Raw genomic sequence first — 17,016 nt, 5'->3', positions numbered from 1 at the left:
GTACCGCCATGAGCAGCGTCGAGGCCCCCTCCACCACCGAGAGCTTCCGCACCGGGTTCCGCAGCTGGCTGCGGGCCAACCTCACCGGCGAATTCGCCTCCCTGCGCGGCCGCGGCGGACCCGGCCGCGAGCACGAGGCCTTCGCCCAACGCCTTGCCTGGGAGCGGCACATGGCGGCCGCCGGCTGGACCTGCGTCGGCTGGCCCGTGGAGTACGGCGGCCGCGGCGCCACGCTCTCCCAGCAGGTCGCCTACCACGAGGAGTACGCCCTCGCCGACGCCCCCGCGCGCGTCAACCACATCGGCGAGCAGCTCCTCGGCCCGACCCTCATCGCCTTCGGCACACCCGAGCAGCGGGCCCGGTTCCTGCCGCCGATCGTCGCCGTGGAGGAACTGTGGTGCCAGGGATACAGCGAGCCGGACGCGGGCTCCGACCTGGCGAATGTCCGGACCCGCGCGGTACGGGAGGAGGCGAGCGGCGACTGGATCGTCGACGGGCAGAAGATCTGGACGTCACTGGCGCACGAGTCGCAGTGGTGTTTCGTGGTGGCGCGCACCGAGGCAGGTTCCGTACGCCACCGCGGACTGTCCTACCTCCTGGTCCCCCTGGACCAGGACGGCGTGGACATCCGGCCCATCGTCCAGCTGACCGGCACCTCCGAGTTCAACGAGGTCTTCTTCGACGGCGCCCGCACCCGCGGCGCACACCTCGTGGGCGCCCCCGGCGACGGCTGGCAGGTCGCCATGGCCACCCTCGGCTTCGAACGCGGCGTCTCCACCCTCGGCCAGCAGGTCGGCTTCCGCCGCGAACTCGAAACCCTCATCGCGCTGGCCCGCCGCAACGGCACCGCCGACGACCCGCTGATCCGCGACCGGCTCGCCCGGGCCTGGATCGGCCTCGAGACCATCCGGTTCAACGCCCTGCGGATGCTCGACGGCGTCGCGGCCGGCGCCCCCGGACCCGAGGCGTCCATCGGGAAGATCTTCTGGGCCACCTGGCACCGGGACCTCGGTGAACTCGCCATGGACATCTGCGGCGCGGGCGGCATGCTGGCCGCCGGGGAGCCCTACGACCTCGACGACTGGCAGCGGCTGTTCCTCTTCTCCCGCGCCGACACCCTCTACGCCGGCTCCAACGAGATCCAGCGGAACATCATCGCCGAGCGGGTGCTCGGCCTGCCCAAGGAGGCTCGCGGATGACCCCGCCCCCCTACGTCCCCGGCCACCACCTGCTCGCCGGGCGCACCGCCGTCATCACTGCCGCCGCCGGAGCGGGAATCGGCGGCGCCACCGCCCGCCGCTTCCTGGAGGAAGGCGCCCGTATCGTCATCGGCGACGCGCACGCGCGGCGGCTGACGGAAAGCGTGGCCGCGCTCGCGGCGGAATTCGGCGCCGACAAGGTGGCCGGACTGCCCTGCGACGTCACCGACGAAGACCAGGTCACGGCCCTGCTGGACCTCGCCGAGGAGCGCCACGGCCGCCTCGGCATCGTCGTCAACAACGCCGGACTCGGCGGCACCGCCGACCTCACCGAGATGACCGACGCGCAGTGGGACAAGGTCATCGACGTCACCCTGAACGGCACCTTCCGCTGTACCCGCGCCGCACTGCGCCGGATGAAGGCCGCGGGCGACGGCGGCGTGATCGTCAACAACGCCTCCGTCGTCGGCTGGCGCGCCCAGCGCGGCCAGGCCCACTACGCCGCCGCCAAGGCCGGGGTGATGGCCCTGACCCGCTGCGCCGCCATGGAGGCCGCCGAGTACGGCGTGCGGATCAACGCGGTCTCGCCCAGCCTCGCCATGCACCCGCACCTGGTGAAGGTCACCACGCCCGAGCTGCTGGCCGAACTGACCGAGAAGGAGGCGTTCGGCCGCTACGCCGAACCCTGGGAGATCGCCAACGTCATCGTCTTCCTGGCCGGCGACTACGCCTCGTACATGACCGGGGAGACGGTCTCGGTCAGCTCTCAGCATGCCTGAGGCACGCCGCAGTGAACTCCTTGCCGCCGCGGCGGAGGTTTTCGCCGCGCAGGGGTACAACGCCACCACCGTCCGGCAGATCGCGGACACGGTCGGCATGCTCGCGGGCAGCCTCTACTACCACTTCGACTCCAAGGAGTCGATGCTCGACGAGATCCTCGCCGCCTTCCTGGACGAACTGGGGGCCGGGTACGACGCGGTGCTCGCCGCCCGGCTCGGCCCCCGCGAGACCATCGAGGCCCTGGTCACCGAGTCCTTCCGGGAGATCGACCGGCACCGCGCCGCCGTCGCCATCTACCAGAAGGAGGCCAAGCACCTCGCCGCCCAGCAGCCCCGCTTCGGCTACCTCACCGACGCGCGGCGCACCTTTGAGCAGGCCTGGCTGGGCACCCTGGAGCGCGGCGTGGCCGCCCGGGTCTTCCGCGCCGATCTCGACATCCGGCTCACGTACCGGTTCGTCCGCGACACCGTCTGGGTCGCCGCCTCCTGGTACCGGCCGGGCGCACAGCACAGCCCCGAGGAGATCGCCCGTCAGTACCTCTCGATGGTCCTGGACGGCATCGCCTTGCGGAACCGACCGGCACCTCCGCAGAATCTGACTTAGGAGACACCATGGCCGAGGCCTACATCGTTGATGCGGTCCGCACCCCCGTCGGCAAAAAGGGCGGTGGTCTGGCCGCCGTCCACCCTGCCGACCTGGGCGCACATGTCCTGCGGGCGCTGATGGACCGTACGGGCGCCGACCCGGCCGCCGTCGAGGACGTCGTGTTCGGCTGCCTGGACACGGTCGGACCGCAGGCCGGCGACATCGCCCGGACCTGCTGGCTGGCCGCCGGACTGCCCGAGGAAGTCCCCGGCGTCACGGTCGACCGCCAGTGCGGCTCCTCCCAGCAGGCCGTCCACTTCGCCGCCCAGGGCGTGCTCTCCGGCACCCAGGACCTGGTCGTCGCGGGCGGCGTCCAGAACATGTCACAGATCCCGATCGCCTTCGCCAGCCGCCAGGCAGCCGAACCGCTGGGCCTGGCCCAGGGCCCGTTCGCCGGCTCCGAGGGCTGGCGGGCCCGCTACGGCGACGCGCCCGTCAACCAGTTCCACGGCGCCGAACTCATCGCCACCAAGTGGGGCATCTCCCGCCAGGACATGGAGGAGTTCGCGCTGCGCTCGCATCAGCGCGCCGTCCGCGCCCTCGACGAGGGCCGCTTCGACCGCGAGACCGTCGCGTACGGGGACGTCATCGCCGACGAGGGGCCGCGCCGGAACACCTCGCTGGAGAAAATGGCCTCGCTGGCACCGGTCGTCGAGGGCGGCCGGCTGACCGCGGCGGTCTCCTCACAGGTCTCCGACGGCGCGGCCGCCATGCTCCTGGCCTCCGAGCGGGCGGTGGCCGAACACGGCCTCACCCCGCGCGCCCGGATCCATCACCTCTCGGTGCGCGGCGAGGACCCGATCCGCATGCTGTCCGCGCCCATCCCGGCCACCGCGTACGCGCTGAAGAAGGCCGGTATGGCGATCGACGACATCGACCTGGTCGAGATCAACGAGGCATTCGCGCCGGTGGTGCTGGCCTGGCTGAAGGAGACCGGCGCCGACCCGGAGCGGGTCAATGTCAACGGCGGCGCCATCGCCCTGGGCCACCCGCTGGGCGCGACCGGCGTCCGGTTGATGACGACCCTGCTGCACGAACTCGAGCGCACCGGCGGCCGGTTCGGGCTCCAGACCATGTGCGAGGGCGGCGGCCAGGCCAATGTCACCATCATCGAGCGCCTCTGAGGCACCCACCGCGGAGGCACGCGGCCGGTGATGCAGGCACCGCTGCGTCGACCCGGCCGGGCCCACGCCGCCGCACGGTGCCCCCGGGCGGCGGCACAGCCGGCCGGATCAGCGCAGCAGTCGGTCGCGGATCCGGCCCACGGCCCGCTCGTCCAGCCCCAGGCCCTTGGTGAGATAGGCCTGGAGGGTGCCGTACTCGTGGCGCAGCTCCGTCAGCCCCGCGCTCAGATAGCTGGTCCGCACGTCCTGGAGCGGCCTGAGCAGATCCGTGTCCCGCATCGCCCCGGCCTTCCTGAGCCCCGCGTTGACCTGGGTGTCGGCATGGCGCCGGAAGGTGTTGGAGAGCAGATAGTCGCCTACGGCGTCGGCGTGCGGGACGCCGAGCAGCCGCAGCAGGACATAGCTCAGCCAGCCGGTGCGGTCCTTGCCCGACGTGCAGTGAAAGAGCAGCGGGAGCCGTCGGTCGTGCCCGATGTCCGTGAGGACGGCACCGAACCGGGCGCGGTTGTCGGGGTTGTGGACAAAGCCCGGGTAGATCTCCCGCATCCGCCGCTCGGCCTTCCCGCCGCCGAGCTGCCTGCGCTGCTCGGCCGGGTCCTTGCTCGCGACGGCCGCCTGCACCGCCTGGAACAGGCCGGTGTCGTCGACCGGCCGCGAGGTCACCTCGAGGCCGGGCGGCAGACGGTCCTTGCCGTCGAAGCGGAGCTCGGCCGGGACCCGTAGATCCACCACCGTGTGCAGCCCCAGACCGGCCAGCTTGGTGACGTCCGCGGGCGTCAGCCTGGCGAGGGAGCCGGCGCGGAAGATCCGGCCGTGGCGGACGGTGCGGCCGTCGGCGGTGCGGTAGCCGCCCAGGTCACGGACGTTGACCGCGCCCTGGAGCGCGACGCGGCGTACCGCGGGCGCCGCGGCCGGGGTGTGCGCATCGGACGGCGCGCGGGCGGCGCGGCCGCAGGCGGCGGTGACGGAGAGCCCGCCGAGGGTGAGGGCGGACCCGAAGAGGAGGGTGGTGGCGCGTCGGCGAGTGGGGAACATGCGGCGGCTCCGGATCGGTGGAGAGGGGAGGGGAGGGGGAGGGCCCCGCCGGACCGGCGAGAGGCAGCAACACCGGTCCGGTGCGGGGGAGGTGAACGGTGGGCCGGGGCGGCCGGGTCAGCGCGGCAGCGCCGCCAGGGCCTCGTGCGCCTCGGCCATGATCCGGCCGACGAGTTCGGCGCACGAGGGAAGATCGTCGATCAGGCCCGCCACCTGGCCGGAGGCCATCACACCGAGGTCGGTACGGCCGTCCACCATCGACGCCTTCAGCAGCATCGGGGTGTTGGCCGCGAGCAGGACCTGACTCCAGGTCAGGTCCTTGCCGTGCTTCATCGTCAGACCGTCGCGGACCATCTGCGCCCAGCTCAGCCCGGACAGCTTCCTGAACGACGCGGCGTGCCGCACCGCCCTGGCCAGCGCCGCCGCGCGCCCGGACCGCTCCAGCGCCGCGACCAGCTCACTGCGCAGCATCCGGTGCGGCAGGCCGTCCACCTTGGTGGTGACGGTGATGTCCTTGACGGACGCCGCCAGATAGCGGGCCTGTACGGCCTGCGGCACGGTGCTGTCCGACGTCAGCAGGAAGCGGGTGCCCATGGCGACCCCGGCCGCGCCGTAGGCCAGCGCGGCGACCAGGCCCCGGCCGTCGAAGAAGCCGCCCGCGGCGATCACGGGGATGTCCACGGCGTCCACGACCTGGGGGAGCAGCACCGTGGTGGCGACGTTCCCGGTGTGGCCGCCGCCCTCGCCGCCCTGGACGACGACGGCGTCGGCGCCCCAGGCCGCGACCTTCTCGGCGTGCCGGCGGGCGCCGATGGACGGGACGACGAGGACGCCCGCGTCCTTGAGCCGGGCGATCAGTTCGCGCGAGGGAGCCAGCGCGAAGGAGGCGACCCGTACGCCCTCCTCCACGATGATGCGGACGCGGTCGGCCGCATCGCCCGCGTCCGCCCGCAGATTGACGCCGAAGGGCTCGTCCGTACGGGACTTGACCTCGCGGACGGCGGTCCGCAGCTGGTCGGGGGTCATGGTGGCGGAGGCGAGGATCCCCAGCGCGCCCGCGTTCGCGGCGGCCGAGACCAGCCGGGGCCCGGCCACCCAGCCCATGCCGGTCTGCACGATCGGATGCCGTACGCCGACCAGCTTCGTCAGCGCGGTCGCGATGCCCGCGCCGCCCGCACTGCCGGCACCGTGCCCCGCGGTCGCCCCGCTCACGAGGGCACCTCGCGGTCGCGCAGCCCCTTCGGGTCGATGACCTCGCGGATCAGCCGCAGCTCCTCGGGGGTGGGCTCGCGGGTGCCGGGCACGTCGTCGGGCCGGGCGAGGGCGAAGCCGGTGGCCTCCTGGACCTGGTCCACCGTGGCACCGGGGTGCACAGAGGCGAGCCGCATCGCGCGGTCCGGCGTCGCGAAGTCGAAGACGCCGAGGTTCGAGACGACGCGCGGGATGCGGTGGTAGCGGGTCGCGGACGGGCCGGCCGCGGCCGCACTGTCGTAACCGACCCCGCTGATCATGTCGACCTTCTCGACAAAGACCCGCGTCGAATGCTTCGGCACCCAGTAACTGACCGGATTGTTCAGGGTGTTGACGGGTGCGCCGCGGACGCCGAGGAGCTGGCGGGCGGGCTGCTGCCAGTCGCCGATGCAGGAGATGTTCTGGTTGCCGAACCGGTCGATCTGGCTCGCGCCCATCATCACGTGGCGCCTGCCGCCGGTGACCATGGCCAGGTGGCGGCGGTAGGGCAGCCAGCCCTCGGGCTCCCCGTCGAGGCCGACGATCATGGCCTCGCCGTCGGTGAGGAGGAGGTCGGGGGAGAAGGTGCGCTTGGCGAGCCGGGCGCCGATGGACGGGATCATGCCCATCGGGCTGGCGAGGACCTCGCCGTTGTCGCGCCAGGCGTCGGCACAGGCGATCACGCAGTACTCGGCGCGGGTGGCCGCGCTCACGGTCGTCGTCACTTCTGCTCCTCGCGCCAGGCGTGCACCGCGGACTGGTAGGACTTCTCGTCCGCCCCGGACAGGAAGCGCTCCGCGAACCCGTCCCAGGGCGTGGTCGCGTACAGCTTCTGGAACGGCTCATCGCGGCCGTAGTCGGGGACGCACGAGGTGAAGTGCGCCCCGTTCGGCGTCTCGACGACACCGGTGACCGCGTGCCGCGCGACGAGCAGGGTCTGCGCGACGGCGTCCTGGAAGCCGTCCACCAGCTGTTCGCAGGAGACATACGCCGCGTCCGCGGCCTCGCAGAACAGATCGTCGAAGTAGGGATCGGGCCCCAGGTACTGGCCGTTGCCCAGCCGGTCGGCGCGGTTCATATGGACCAGGGCCGCATCCATGCGCAGCGCGGGCATCGCGACAAACGTCTCCCCGTCCTCGTACGGCGAGGTGACGGTCCGCAGGCCGGGGTTGACCCGCATGACGTCCGAACCGAGGCCGGCCCGTACGGGAAGGAACGGCAGCCGGTTGGCGGCGGCGTGCAGTCCCCACATGAACATCGCCTCGTCGATCTCCGTCAGCGCGAACGCGCCGCGCTGGCGGGCCGCGCGGAAGTGCGGTTCGAGGGGGACGGAGTCGAGGGTCGCGAACGGGGCGATCAGCTTGCGGATCTTTCCGGCGGCGGCGAGCAGGCCGACATCGGGACCGCCGTACGAGACGACGGTGAGATCGGTGATCTCGGAACGGAGCAGCGCCCGCACCAGCGCCATCGGCTTACGGCGCGAGCCCCAGCCGCCGATGCCCAGGGTCATTCCGCTGCGCAGGCGGGAGACGACGTCCTCGGGCGTCATGGTCTTGTCGGTCACGATCGGGCCTCCTTGCCGAAGGTGTCGCGGACGCGGTCGGCGACACCGCTGAGGTTCGCTTCGAAGGTGAAGCCCTGCTCGAAGCGGTAGCTGCGGTGGACGTCGACGGGGTCGATGCCGTTGAGGGCGGCCTTGGCGAGCCGGAGGAGATAGCCGTCCTTCTTGGTGATCTCGCGCGCCAACTCCATTGCCGTGTCGTGGAGTTCACCACGGGGTACCACCCGCCACACCGAGCCGTGGGCGTGCAGCTCCTGAGCCGTCGCCGTCCGTGAGGTGTAGTAGAGCGCCCGCATCAGATGCTGCGGGACCAGCCGGGCCAGGTGGGTGGCCGCGCCGAGCGCGCCGCGGTCCAGCTCCGGCAGGCCGAAGGTGGCGTCGTCGCTCGCCACGATCGCATCCGCATTGCCGACGAGGCCGATGCCGCCGCCCAGGCAGAAGCCCTGTACGGCGGCGACCACGGGCACCTCGCACGCGTAGACCGCCGAAAAGGCCTCCGCGCAGCCCCGGTTGGCGCCGACCAGCGCACCGTGGCCGCCGGATGCGGTGTCCCGCTGCATCTCCTTGATGTCGACGCCCGCATTGAACCCGCGGCCCTCGGCGGCGAGGACCACACAGCGGACCTCGGGGTCGCGGCCCGCCGCGCGGACCGCGTCCGCGAGGTCGTACCAGCCCTGCACAGGCAGGGCGTTGACCGGCGGGAAATCGACGGTGACGACCGCGATGCCCTGGTCCGGTCCGGAGGTGGAGACACCCATGAGCAGATCAGCTACCTTTCCACCAAGCGTTTGTTAGGTAGCGAAGTTAGCAGCGGATCGCGCGCTGCGGGAGGGGTGTCACATGAGCCTGACCCTCGATCTGACCGGACAGGTGGCCGTCGTCACCGGCGGCACCAGGGGCGTCGGCGCGGGCATCGCCCGCGCCTTCCTGCAGGCCGGAGCCGAGGTGGTGGTCTGCGCACGACGCCCGCCCGACACACCCGTCGAGGCCGCCGGACGCACCGCGCACTTCCGCCCCCTCGACCTGCACGACCCCTTTGCCGTACGGGATTTCTTCCCCCGCGTCGCCGCCGACCACGGCCGCCTCGACTGTCTGGTCAACAACGCCGGCGGCACCCCGTACCGCCTCCTCGGCGAGACCGACGCCGAACGCCACGCCCGCGTCATCGCACTCAACCTCACCGCGCCGATGACCGCCTCACTCGCCGCATACGAGGTCATGCGCACCCAGCCGCACGGCGGTTCGGTCATCATGATCGGCAGTGTCAGCGGCACCCGCCCCTCACCCGGCACCGCCGCCTACGGCGCGGCCAAGGCGGGCCTGGACAACCTCGCCCGCTCCATGGCCGTCGAATGGGCGCCCACGGTCCGCGTCAACACTCTCGTCCTGGGCATGGTGCGCACCGAACAGTCCGCCCTCCACTACGGGGACGAGGCGGGCATCGCCGCCGTCGGCGCCACCGTGCCGCTCGGCCGGCTCGCCGAACCGGCCGAGATCGGCGACGCCTGCGTCTTCCTCGCCTCCGACCGCGCCGCCTATCTCAGCGGCGCCGGCCTGCTCGTCCACGGCGGCGGGGAACGCCCCGCCTTCCTCGACGCCGCCACCGTCAACCACCCCAAGGAGTCCTGACATGACCGGAATCTGCACCGGACGCGTCGCCGCCGTCACCGGAGCCGGCCGGGGCCTGGGCCGCGCGCATGCGCTCGCCCTCGCCGCCGAAGGAGCCCGCATCGTCGTCAACGACCTCGGCGTCGCCGCCGACGGAGCCGGCGCCTCAACCGGGCCCGCCCAGCTGGTGGTCGAGGAAATCCGCGCCCTCGGCGGCCAGGCCGTCGCCCACACCGGCGACATCACCACCACCGACGGCGCCGCCTCCCTCGTCGCGACCGCCCTCGACTCCTTCGGCCGCCTCGACACCCTCGTCAACAACGCCGGATTCCTGCGCGACCGGATGCTCGTCAACCTGGACGAGGACGACTGGGACGCCGTGCTGCGGGTGCACCTCAAGGGCCACTTCCTGCCCCTGCGGCACGCCGCCGCACACTGGCGCGCCGAGGCCAAGGCCGGCCGCACGCCCGACGCCCGCGTCGTCAACACCAGCTCCGGCGCCGGACTGCTCGGCAGCGTCGGCCAGGGCAACTACTCCGCCGCCAAGGCCGGGATCCTCGGCCTCACCCTCGTCGCCGCCGCCGAGATGGGCCGCTACGGCGTCCAGGTCAACGCCATCGCCCCGGCCGCCCGCACCCGGATGACCGAGCAGACCTTCGCCGAGACGATGGCGGCACCCGCAGCGGAGGAGTTCGACGCGATGGCACCGGAGAACGTCTCCCCGCTGGTCGTCTGGCTGTCCTCCACGGCCAGCGACGGCATCACCGGCCGGGTCTTCGAGGCCGAGGCCGGCCGGATCACCGTGATGGAGGGCTGGCGGCCCGGCCCCACCGCGGACAAGGGCGCCCGCTGGACCCCGGCCGAGGCGGGCGAGACCGCCCGCAAGCTCCTCACCGACGCCGAGCGGCCACAGCCGGTGTACGGGGCGCGGTGACGGGGCGGGCGACGGGACGGGAGACGGGGTGCGCTGCCGGCGTGAGGCGACAGGGTGCGGCGACCGCCCGGACAACGCCGCGGAGCCGAGTTCCCGCTCAGCGGGAACGCGCGCTCCCCGCCCGCCCGCCGCCCCGCTTAGCCTCCCCGGACGAACCAACGCCCTGCGGAGGACCACCCCATGCTCACGGACCGCCAACGGCACCTCGCGGCAGAACTGCTGCGCGACGCCGAGCGCAGCGGCACCCCCGTCGCCCCCCTCGTCGGCATCTTCCCGGGCATCGACGCCGAGGACGCCTACGAGATCCAGCTGATCAACATCCGGCAGCGGTGCGTCTCCGGCGCCACCGTCACCGGACACAAGGTCGGACTGTCCTCCCCGGTCATGCAGCAGATGATGGGCGTCGACGAACCCGACTACGGCCACCTCCTCGACGGCATGGAACTGCACCAGGACCGCCCCGTACCCGTCACCCGCTACTGCGCCCCGCGCATCGAGGTCGAGGTCGGCTTCGTCCTCGGCGACGATCTTCCGGGCGAGGAATGCGACGCCGCCGATGTGCTCGCCGCCACCGAACGCGTCGTACCCGCCCTGGAGTTGATCGACAGCCGGATCCGCGACTGGCGGATCGCCCTGCCCGACACCATCGCCGACAACGCCTCCTCCGCCGGATATGTCATCGGCGACGGCCGCGACCCGCGCGAGGTGGACCTCAAGGCGATCGAGGCGGTACTGCGCGACGACGACCGCTCGCTCGCCGCCGGCCGCAGCGACGCCGTCCTCGGCGACCCGGCCGTCTCCGTCGCCTGGCTCGCCCGCACCGTCGCCCGCTTCGGCGTGCCCCTGCGCAAGGGCCACCTCGTACTGCCCGGCTCCTGCACCCGCGCCGTCGAGGTCACGGCCGGAGCCACCTTCACCGCCGAGTTCACCGGGCTGGGCCCGGTCTCCCTCTCGTTCATCTGAGGTGATGATGACCAGCAAGACCAAGGCGACCGCCGCGATCGTCGGATCCGGAAACATCGGCACCGACCTGCTCCACAAGCTGCTGCGCTCCGCACTCGTCGAGCCCCGCTGGATGATCGGCGTCGATCCCGACAGTGCGGGCCTCGCCAGGGCCCGCCGGGCGGGCCTGGAGACGAGCCACAAGGGCGTCGACTGGCTGCTCGCGCAGGACGAGAAGCCCGACATCGTCTTCGAGGCCACGAGCGCCTACGTTCACCGCGCCAACGCCCCGCGCTACGCCGAGCTCGGCATCATGGCGGTCGACCTGACCCCGGCCGCGGTGGGTCCGGCGGTCGTGCCGCCCGCCAATCTGCGCGAGCACCTGGCCGAGCCCAACGTCAACATGATCACGTGCGGGGGCCAGGCCACCATCCCGATGGTGTACGCGGTGTCGCGGGTGGTTCCCGTGCCGTACGCGGAGATCGTCGCCTCGGTCGCCTCGGTCTCCGCCGGGCCAGGAACCCGCGCCAACATCGACGAGTTCACGCGCACGACCTCGCGCGGCATCGAGACCATAGGCGGCGCCGGGCGCGGCAAGGCGATCATCATCCTCAACCCGGCTGAGCCACCTGTCATCATGCGCGACACCGTGTTCTGCGCGATCCCCGAAGACGCCGACCGGGCCGCGATCGCCCAGTCCGTGAAGGAGGTCGCCGAGCAGGTGGCGAGCTACGTGCCCGGCTACCGGCTGCGCAGCGAGCCGCAGTTCGACGACCCGACACCGGCGAGCGGGGGACAGGCACGGGTCGCGATCTTCCTGGAAGTGGAGGGCGCGGGCGACTACCTGCCGCCGTACGCCGGGAACCTCGACATCATGACCGCCGCCGCCACCAAGGTCGGCGAGGAGTTCGCGAAGGGCATGCAGGCATGAGGACGTACTCCGGCACAGCGACACACCCCTCCTACTCCGCCACGCTCGACATCCGCGTCACCGACTCCTCGCTGCGCGACGGCTCGCACGCCAAGCGGCACCAGTTCACCGGCGAGGACGTACGGTCCATCGTCGCGGCCCTCGACGGCGCGGGCGTCCCCGTCATCGAGGTCACCCACGGCGACGGACTCGGCGGCTCGTCCTTCACCTACGGCTTCTCCAAAACCCCCGAGCAACAGCTCATCAAGATCGCCGTGGACACCGCCCTGCGAGCGAAGATCGCCTTCCTGATGCTGCCCGGCCTCGGCGTCAAGGACGACATCCGGGCCGCCCACGGCAACGGCGCGCGCGTCTGCCGTATCGCCACCCACTGCACCGAGGCCGATATCTCGATCCAGCACTTCGGACTCGCCCGCGACATGGGCCTGGAGACCGTCGGCTTCCTGATGATGGCCCACTCCACCACCCCCGAGAAGCTGGCGCAGCAGGGCCGCATCATGGCCGACGCGGGCTGCCAGTGCGTCTATGTCGTCGACTCGGCCGGGGCCATGGTCATGGACGAGGTCACCGACCGGGTCGCGGCCCTGGTGGCCGAACTCGGCGACGACGCCCAGGTCGGCTTCCACGGACACGAGAACCTCGCCCTGGGAACCGGCAACTCGATCGCCGCCATCAAGGCCGGCGCCCTGCAGATCGACGGCTCCACCCGCCGCCTCGGCGCGGGCGCCGGCAACACCGCCGTCGAGGCGCTGGCCGCGGTCTGCGCCAAGATGGGCATCCGCACCGGCATCGACGTACTGAAGATCATCGACGCGGCCGAGGACGTGGTCCGCCCGGTGATGGACGACGAATGCCAACTCGACCGGCTCGCCCTGCTGATGGGCCACGCCGGCGTCTACTCCAGCTTCCTCAAGCACGCCTACCAGCAGGCCGAACGCTATGGCGTCTCCGGCGCCGACATCCTGCTGCGGGCGGGTGAACGCCGCCTCGTCGGCGGCCAGGAGGACCAGCTCATCGACATCGCCGTCGAACTCGCGGCACACCAGCAGAAGGGCGAGCAGCGATGACCGCACTCAACGAAGAGGCCCGTGTCATCGAGGCGGCCGCGCCGCCCACCCGCTTCGCCCGGGGCTGGCACTGTCTCGGCCTCGCCGACACCTTCAAGGACGGCATGCCGCACGAGATCACGGCGTTCGGCACCACACTCGTCGTTTTCCAGGGCGCCGACGACGGCGAACTGCACATCCTGAACGCCTACTGCCCCCACATGGGCGGCAACCTCGCCCGCGGCACCATCAAGGGCGACGCCGTCGCCTGCCCCTTCCACGACTGGCGCTGGTCCGGCAACGGCCGCTGCGCCGGCATCCCGTACGCCCGCCGCGTCCCGCCCCGCGCCCGCACCCGCGCCTGGCTCTGCCTCGAACGCAACCAGCAGCTCTACGTGTGGCACGACCCCGAGGGCAACCCGCCGCCGCCCGAGGTCACCATCCCGGAGATAGCGGGCGTCGGCAGCGCCGACTGGTCCGACTGGTCCTGGAACTCCCTCCGCGTCGAAAACTCCAACTGCCGCGAAATCGTCGACAACGTCGTCGACATGGCGCACTTCTACTACATCCACTACTCCTTCCCGACCTACTTCAAGAACATCTTCGACGGCCATGTCGCCACCCAGTACATGGAGTCCACCCCGCGCGGCGACATCGACCTCGGCACCCTCTCCTCCACCGGCGAACTGCGCTCCGACGCCTCGTACTACGGCCCCTCCTACATGATCGACAGGCTCTGGACCGACGTCGGCGGCGGTGTCGAGATGGAGTCCGTCCTGATCAACTGCCACTATCCGATCGACGAGAACAGCTTCCTGCTGATGTACGGCGCAAGCGTCAGAAAACTCCCCGGCATGACCGACGACCAGGCCGCCGAAGCCGCCCGACTCGCCTCCGAGGGCCTCAAGGTCGGCTTCGAGCAGGACGTCGAGATCTGGCAGCACAAGACCCGTATCGACAACCCGCTCCTCACCGAGGAGGACGGCCCGGTCTACCAACTCCGCCGCTGGTACGAGCAGTTCTACGTGAACGTCGCCGAGGTCAAGGACGAGATGGTGCGCCGCTTCGAATTCGAGATCGACACCACCCGGGCCAACGCGGCCTGGCAGGCCGAGGTGGCCGACAACCTCGCCCGCCGCGCGGCCGGGTCCTGAGATGCGGCCCGTGGCATGCGGGGCCTGCGGCAACCAGGTCCGGTGCGAGAAGTTCAGCCCCGCCCACACCCAGGTCCAGTGGACCGACGACGCGGCCGAGGCCTGCCCACGGATCCGCGCACGGGTGGCGGCCGGCGAGCCGAGCGCCCGGGTACGTTCCTGCGACGCGCTGCGTGAGTCCATCGCCCGCGCCGTCGAGGAGGGGGCGCTGACGGTCGACGGCACGCGCGAGGCCGAGCAGGCCGGCGGTGTGTACGCGACCGTGGCGGTGACCGATGGCTGAGCCGCGTACGCACCGGCTGGTGATCGCCGAGGTGATCGAGGAGACCGCCGACGCCCGCTCCCTGGTCTTCGAGACCTCACCCCAACTGCCGTACAAACCTGGCCAGTTCCTCACCTTCAAGCTGCCCGGCGCGAACGGGGAAACGGCCGCCCGCTGCTACTCCCTCGCCAGCTCCCCGCACACCGGCGAACCCCCGAAGATCACCGTCAAACGGGTCACCGGCGGCCTGGGCTCCAACTGGCTGTGCGACCACGCCGCCCCGGGCACCGAACTCGAGGTGCTGCCGCCCGGCGGCACCTTCACCCCGCCCGGCCTGGACGCGGACCTGCTGTTCATCGCCGGCGGCAGCGGCATCACCCCCGTGATGTCGATCCTTAAATCCGTTCTGACCCACGGCCGGGGACGGCTCGTCCTCCTCTACGCCAACCGCGCCGAATCCTGCGTCATCTTCCGCGAGGAGCTACGGGAGCTGGCCGAGGACTACCCGGACCGGCTCCTGGTGCTCCACTGGCTGGAGAGCCTCCAGGGCCTGCCCGCCACCGACCGGCTGGCCGCCACGCTCACCCCGTACGCCGGCCGCGACACCTACCTGTGCGGCCCGCAGCCCCTGATGGACGCCGCCGAGGCGGCCCTGCGCAGCCTCGGCGCCGCCCGCGAGCGGCTGCACCGCGAACGGTTCTTCTCCCTCGGCGGCGAGGTGTTCGCGACGCCGCCCGCACCGGCCGGGGACACGGCGGACGCCCCCGGCAGCACGGCCCACGTCGAACTGGGCGGCGAAACCCACGAGATCAACTGGCCGGCGAACACCCCCCTCCTGGACGCGCTTCTCGCCGCCGGGGTCGACGCCCCGTACTCCTGCCGCGAGGGCGCCTGCGCCGCCTGCACCTGCCGGGTGGTGCAGGGCGAGGTGCAGATGGCCCGCAACGAGGTGCTCGATGCGACCGACCTCGCGGACGGCTACGTCCTGGCCTGCCAGAGCGTGCCCCGCACCGACCGCGTCGAGATCACCTACTCGTAGCTCACCAATAGCGCGTCTTCCACGGCACGGTGACCCGCGTCGATCCGGCGGTGGCTCCGCCGGAGTCGTGTCAATTCCTGCGGCGACGCCCTTGTCCATAGGGGCCGTGGCGATCGTGTGCCCGCCACTCCTCGTCATGGAGGTCGCGGTCTTCGCTGCCCGCCCTGCCTCCGGGAGTCGGAATGGCCTCCCCGTTGTTGACCTTGGCCAGCAGCGAGGCGAGGGGGTCGGGGTGCTCGTCGCCGGAACGCTCGGGGTTGCCCTCGGGCAGCGGTCCCGGAGAGGGCGGCCGGAGCGCGATCTTCTTCACCTTGTGGCGCTCCGGTTCAGGCGTGGTGTCCCCTGACTCCGCGCTGTTCTGGTGCGACCGTGACGTACCGCTCATGAGCAAGCCCCCCGACTCACTGAAATCCTCGCAGTATGTTCGGATTATTCCATGGAAGGGCCGCGAGAAAACGGAATTCGCCGAAGGCAGTGCTGCCCGTCCGCCTTTCAGTCCTGACGGGGCCGATCGATGTCCGGCACGCATGCCTTGCCGGCCGATCCGTGGGACACGCCCTGAGTCAGGCGGCCCTGAGCCGAGGTGATCCTTGTACACCTCGACGGCCTCACAGCCACTCGCTGTCGCGAATCCACGCCATGGTGCTGTCCATCGCGGCCGGCGACAGCCGCGGCCCCGTGGGGGCGGTGGGCCGGGGCGGGCGGTTCGGTTTGCCTGCCCGGCGCCCCGGTCCGAACAGCGACTGCCACACCGCCCGCGCACAGTCCGTCACCGCGGGCACCAGCCGGTCCAGTTCGCGGTGCGCGCCGTTGCCGGACAGGGAGATCGCGGCGATCGCCCGGCCCGCCCCGCGCAGCGGCACGGCCACGCACGAGACGCCCCGGTAGGCCTCCTCGCGGTCGAAGGCCACCCCGCGCTCGCGTGCCGCGACCAGTTCGCTGTGCAGCCCCTGCCGACGGCTGATGGTGCGCGGCGTACGGGCCCGCAGTCCGCGCCGTACGACCTGCTCCACCACGGCGTCGTCGCTGAACGCCAGGATCGCCTTGCCCGCCGCGGTGCAGTACGCGGGCAGCCGGCCGCCGACCCGAGAGGGCACCGCGGTGTCCATCGCCCCGCCGATCCGCTCCACCACGACGACCTCCGCGTCGTCCAACACCGCGAGGTGCACCAGATGCCCGGTGGATTCGTGGAGTTCGTGCAGGTGGGGGAGGGCGGCGCGGCGCAGGCGGTGGTGGTGGGAGGCCAGTGCGCCGAGTTCGAGCATGCCCATGCCGAGGCGGTAGGCACGGCCCTCGCGCTCCAGCCAGCGAAGCTGCATCAGTTGGTCGAGGATGCGGTGCGCGGAGGATCTGGGGACCCCCGAGCGCTCGACGACCTCGGTCAGGGTGAGCCGCGGGTTCGCACTGCTGAACGCGCTCATCACCCGCGCAGCCTTCTCCAGCAGCGACGGCGGCGGGCAGCCGCCCTCGAGGGGCTGCTGCGTCATCGGCATACCTCCCACGGAATCCCACGGAACGTCGGAACA

The 17,016-nt window shown here is 71.9% G+C and carries 19 protein-coding genes; 12 read left to right on the top strand and 7 right to left on the bottom strand.

Translation table 11 applies throughout. From position 1 onward, the window contains the following. Window positions 1–8: 8 nt before the first annotated feature. The 4 genes from AB0D04_RS06725 to AB0D04_RS06710 are packed head-to-tail and all read left to right on the top strand — an operon-like array spanning window position 9 to window position 3,748. Entirely contained in the window at window positions 9–1,199 is a 1,191-nt protein-coding gene (locus AB0D04_RS06725; RefSeq protein WP_362700076.1) for an acyl-CoA dehydrogenase family protein, read from the top strand. Beyond that, window positions 1,196–1,978 (top strand): SDR family oxidoreductase, encoded by a 783-nt coding sequence (locus AB0D04_RS06720; RefSeq protein WP_362700074.1) that lies wholly within the window; start codon window positions 1,196–1,198, stop codon window positions 1,976–1,978. The genes AB0D04_RS06725 and AB0D04_RS06720 overlap by 4 nt, the downstream gene beginning before the upstream one ends. Then, window positions 1,971–2,582, top strand: coding sequence for a TetR/AcrR family transcriptional regulator (locus AB0D04_RS06715; protein WP_362700072.1), 612 nt, complete (start codon window positions 1,971–1,973; stop codon window positions 2,580–2,582). Before AB0D04_RS06720 ends, AB0D04_RS06715 begins: the two co-directional genes overlap by 8 nt. Before the next feature lie 8 nt (window positions 2,583–2,590). Then, a complete protein-coding gene (locus AB0D04_RS06710; protein ID WP_362700070.1) occupies window positions 2,591–3,748 on the top strand; it encodes an acetyl-CoA C-acetyltransferase in 1,158 nt (385 codons plus the stop codon). 108 nt (window positions 3,749–3,856) lie between these two features. Here the strand turns inward: AB0D04_RS06710 and AB0D04_RS06705 are convergent, their stop codons facing one another. The 5 genes from AB0D04_RS06705 to AB0D04_RS06685 all read right to left on the bottom strand — a co-directional run bounded on the left by AB0D04_RS06705 (window position 3,857) and on the right by AB0D04_RS06685 (window position 8,332). Beyond that, window positions 3,857–4,783 (bottom strand): tyrosine-protein phosphatase, encoded by a 927-nt coding sequence (locus tag AB0D04_RS06705; protein ID WP_362700068.1) that lies wholly within the window; start codon window positions 4,781–4,783, stop codon window positions 3,857–3,859. Window positions 4,784–4,900: 117 nt separating this feature from the next. Further along, complete coding sequence (locus tag AB0D04_RS06700) at window positions 4,901–5,944, bottom strand: nitronate monooxygenase (RefSeq protein ID WP_362700197.1); 1,044 nt, start codon at window positions 5,942–5,944, stop codon at window positions 4,901–4,903. A 47-nt stretch (window positions 5,945–5,991) separates the two neighbouring features. Next, on the bottom strand, window positions 5,992–6,738 hold the full coding sequence (locus AB0D04_RS06695; protein ID WP_362700067.1) for a CoA-transferase: 747 nt from the start codon (window positions 6,736–6,738) through the stop codon (window positions 5,992–5,994). After that, window positions 6,735–7,577 carry a CoA-transferase gene (locus AB0D04_RS06690; protein WP_362700065.1) on the bottom strand — a complete coding sequence of 281 codons (843 nt, stop codon included), beginning with the start codon at window positions 7,575–7,577 and terminating at the stop codon, window positions 6,735–6,737. Before AB0D04_RS06690 ends, AB0D04_RS06695 begins: the two co-directional genes overlap by 4 nt. Continuing rightward, complete coding sequence (locus AB0D04_RS06685) at window positions 7,574–8,332, bottom strand: enoyl-CoA hydratase family protein (RefSeq protein ID WP_362700063.1); 759 nt, start codon at window positions 8,330–8,332, stop codon at window positions 7,574–7,576. Before AB0D04_RS06685 ends, AB0D04_RS06690 begins: the two co-directional genes overlap by 4 nt. Window positions 8,333–8,414: 82 nt before the next feature. Between AB0D04_RS06685 and AB0D04_RS06680 the strand changes: the two genes are divergently transcribed. From AB0D04_RS06680 to AB0D04_RS06645, 8 genes are all read left to right on the top strand, one after another. Further along, window positions 8,415–9,203, top strand: coding sequence for an SDR family oxidoreductase (locus AB0D04_RS06680; protein ID WP_362700061.1), 789 nt, complete (start codon window positions 8,415–8,417; stop codon window positions 9,201–9,203). A gap of 1 nt (window position 9,204) precedes the next feature. Continuing rightward, window positions 9,205–10,116, top strand: coding sequence for an SDR family oxidoreductase (locus AB0D04_RS06675; RefSeq protein WP_362700059.1), 912 nt, complete (start codon window positions 9,205–9,207; stop codon window positions 10,114–10,116). Window positions 10,117–10,296: 180 nt separating this feature from the next. Then, entirely contained in the window at window positions 10,297–11,079 is a 783-nt protein-coding gene (locus AB0D04_RS06670; protein WP_362700057.1) for a 2-keto-4-pentenoate hydratase, read from the top strand. Between the two features lie 7 nt (window positions 11,080–11,086). Continuing rightward, window positions 11,087–11,989 carry an acetaldehyde dehydrogenase (acetylating) gene (locus AB0D04_RS06665; protein ID WP_362700195.1) on the top strand — a complete coding sequence of 301 codons (903 nt, stop codon included), beginning with the start codon at window positions 11,087–11,089 and terminating at the stop codon, window positions 11,987–11,989. Continuing rightward, the gene (gene dmpG / locus AB0D04_RS06660; protein ID WP_362700055.1) at window positions 11,986–13,056 is read left to right on the top strand and encodes a 4-hydroxy-2-oxovalerate aldolase; all 1,071 of its coding nucleotides are present in this window, start codon (window positions 11,986–11,988) and stop codon (window positions 13,054–13,056) included. Before AB0D04_RS06665 ends, dmpG begins: the two co-directional genes overlap by 4 nt. Continuing rightward, on the top strand, window positions 13,053–14,189 hold the full coding sequence (locus AB0D04_RS06655) for a Rieske 2Fe-2S domain-containing protein (RefSeq protein WP_362700053.1): 1,137 nt from the start codon (window positions 13,053–13,055) through the stop codon (window positions 14,187–14,189). Before dmpG ends, AB0D04_RS06655 begins: the two co-directional genes overlap by 4 nt. A 10-nt stretch (window positions 14,190–14,199) precedes the next feature. Then, window positions 14,200–14,472 carry a hypothetical protein gene (locus tag AB0D04_RS06650; RefSeq protein ID WP_362700051.1) on the top strand — a complete coding sequence of 91 codons (273 nt, stop codon included), beginning with the start codon at window positions 14,200–14,202 and terminating at the stop codon, window positions 14,470–14,472. Further along, window positions 14,465–15,490, top strand: a complete 1,026-nt coding sequence (locus tag AB0D04_RS06645; RefSeq protein WP_362700049.1) for a ferredoxin--NADP reductase — start codon at window positions 14,465–14,467, stop codon at window positions 15,488–15,490. Before AB0D04_RS06650 ends, AB0D04_RS06645 begins: the two co-directional genes overlap by 8 nt. 70 nt (window positions 15,491–15,560) lie before the next feature. Here AB0D04_RS06645 and AB0D04_RS06640 read toward each other — a convergent pair whose 3' ends face one another. Both AB0D04_RS06640 and AB0D04_RS06635 read right to left on the bottom strand, forming a co-directional pair. Beyond that, the gene (locus AB0D04_RS06640; RefSeq protein ID WP_362700048.1) at window positions 15,561–15,875 is read right to left on the bottom strand and encodes a hypothetical protein; all 315 of its coding nucleotides are present in this window, start codon (window positions 15,873–15,875) and stop codon (window positions 15,561–15,563) included. 223 nt (window positions 15,876–16,098) lie between these two features. Beyond that, window positions 16,099–16,977, bottom strand: a complete 879-nt coding sequence (locus tag AB0D04_RS06635; RefSeq protein ID WP_362700046.1) for an IclR family transcriptional regulator — start codon at window positions 16,975–16,977, stop codon at window positions 16,099–16,101. Between the last annotated feature and the right edge of the window lie 39 nt (window positions 16,978–17,016).

This window comes from Streptomyces sp. NPDC048483, assembly GCF_040651455.1.
Lineage (GTDB): Bacteria > Actinomycetota > Actinomycetes > Streptomycetales > Streptomycetaceae > Streptomyces.
Note: the sequence above shows the minus strand (reverse complement) of the source record. Positions and strands in the feature narration are given on the sequence as shown.

Bases quoted from the DNA above. Each gene is read 5' to 3' on its own strand.
- dmpG (WP_362700055.1), top strand. From the start codon at position 11,986: ATGAGGACGTACTCCGGCACAGCGACACACCCCTCCTACTCCGCCACG.
- AB0D04_RS06665 (WP_362700195.1), top strand. From the start codon at position 11,087: ATGACCAGCAAGACCAAGGCGACCGCCGCGATCGTCGGATCCGGAAAC.
- AB0D04_RS06705 (WP_362700068.1), bottom strand. From the start codon at position 4,783: ATGTTCCCCACTCGCCGACGCGCCACCACCCTCCTCTTCGGGTCCGCC.
- AB0D04_RS06680 (WP_362700061.1), top strand. From the start codon at position 8,415: ATGAGCCTGACCCTCGATCTGACCGGACAGGTGGCCGTCGTCACCGGC.
- AB0D04_RS06640 (WP_362700048.1), bottom strand. From the start codon at position 15,875: ATGAGCGGTACGTCACGGTCGCACCAGAACAGCGCGGAGTCAGGGGAC.
- AB0D04_RS06635 (WP_362700046.1), bottom strand. From the start codon at position 16,977: ATGACGCAGCAGCCCCTCGAGGGCGGCTGCCCGCCGCCGTCGCTGCTG.
- AB0D04_RS06710 (WP_362700070.1), top strand. From the start codon at position 2,591: ATGGCCGAGGCCTACATCGTTGATGCGGTCCGCACCCCCGTCGGCAAA.
- AB0D04_RS06655 (WP_362700053.1), top strand. From the start codon at position 13,053: ATGACCGCACTCAACGAAGAGGCCCGTGTCATCGAGGCGGCCGCGCCG.
- AB0D04_RS06715 (WP_362700072.1), top strand. From the start codon at position 1,971: ATGCCTGAGGCACGCCGCAGTGAACTCCTTGCCGCCGCGGCGGAGGTT.
- AB0D04_RS06720 (WP_362700074.1), top strand. From the start codon at position 1,196: ATGACCCCGCCCCCCTACGTCCCCGGCCACCACCTGCTCGCCGGGCGC.
- AB0D04_RS06670 (WP_362700057.1), top strand. From the start codon at position 10,297: ATGCTCACGGACCGCCAACGGCACCTCGCGGCAGAACTGCTGCGCGAC.
- AB0D04_RS06675 (WP_362700059.1), top strand. From the start codon at position 9,205: ATGACCGGAATCTGCACCGGACGCGTCGCCGCCGTCACCGGAGCCGGC.
- AB0D04_RS06645 (WP_362700049.1), top strand. From the start codon at position 14,465: ATGGCTGAGCCGCGTACGCACCGGCTGGTGATCGCCGAGGTGATCGAG.
- AB0D04_RS06685 (WP_362700063.1), bottom strand. From the start codon at position 8,332: ATGGGTGTCTCCACCTCCGGACCGGACCAGGGCATCGCGGTCGTCACC.
- AB0D04_RS06725 (WP_362700076.1), top strand. From the start codon at position 9: ATGAGCAGCGTCGAGGCCCCCTCCACCACCGAGAGCTTCCGCACCGGG.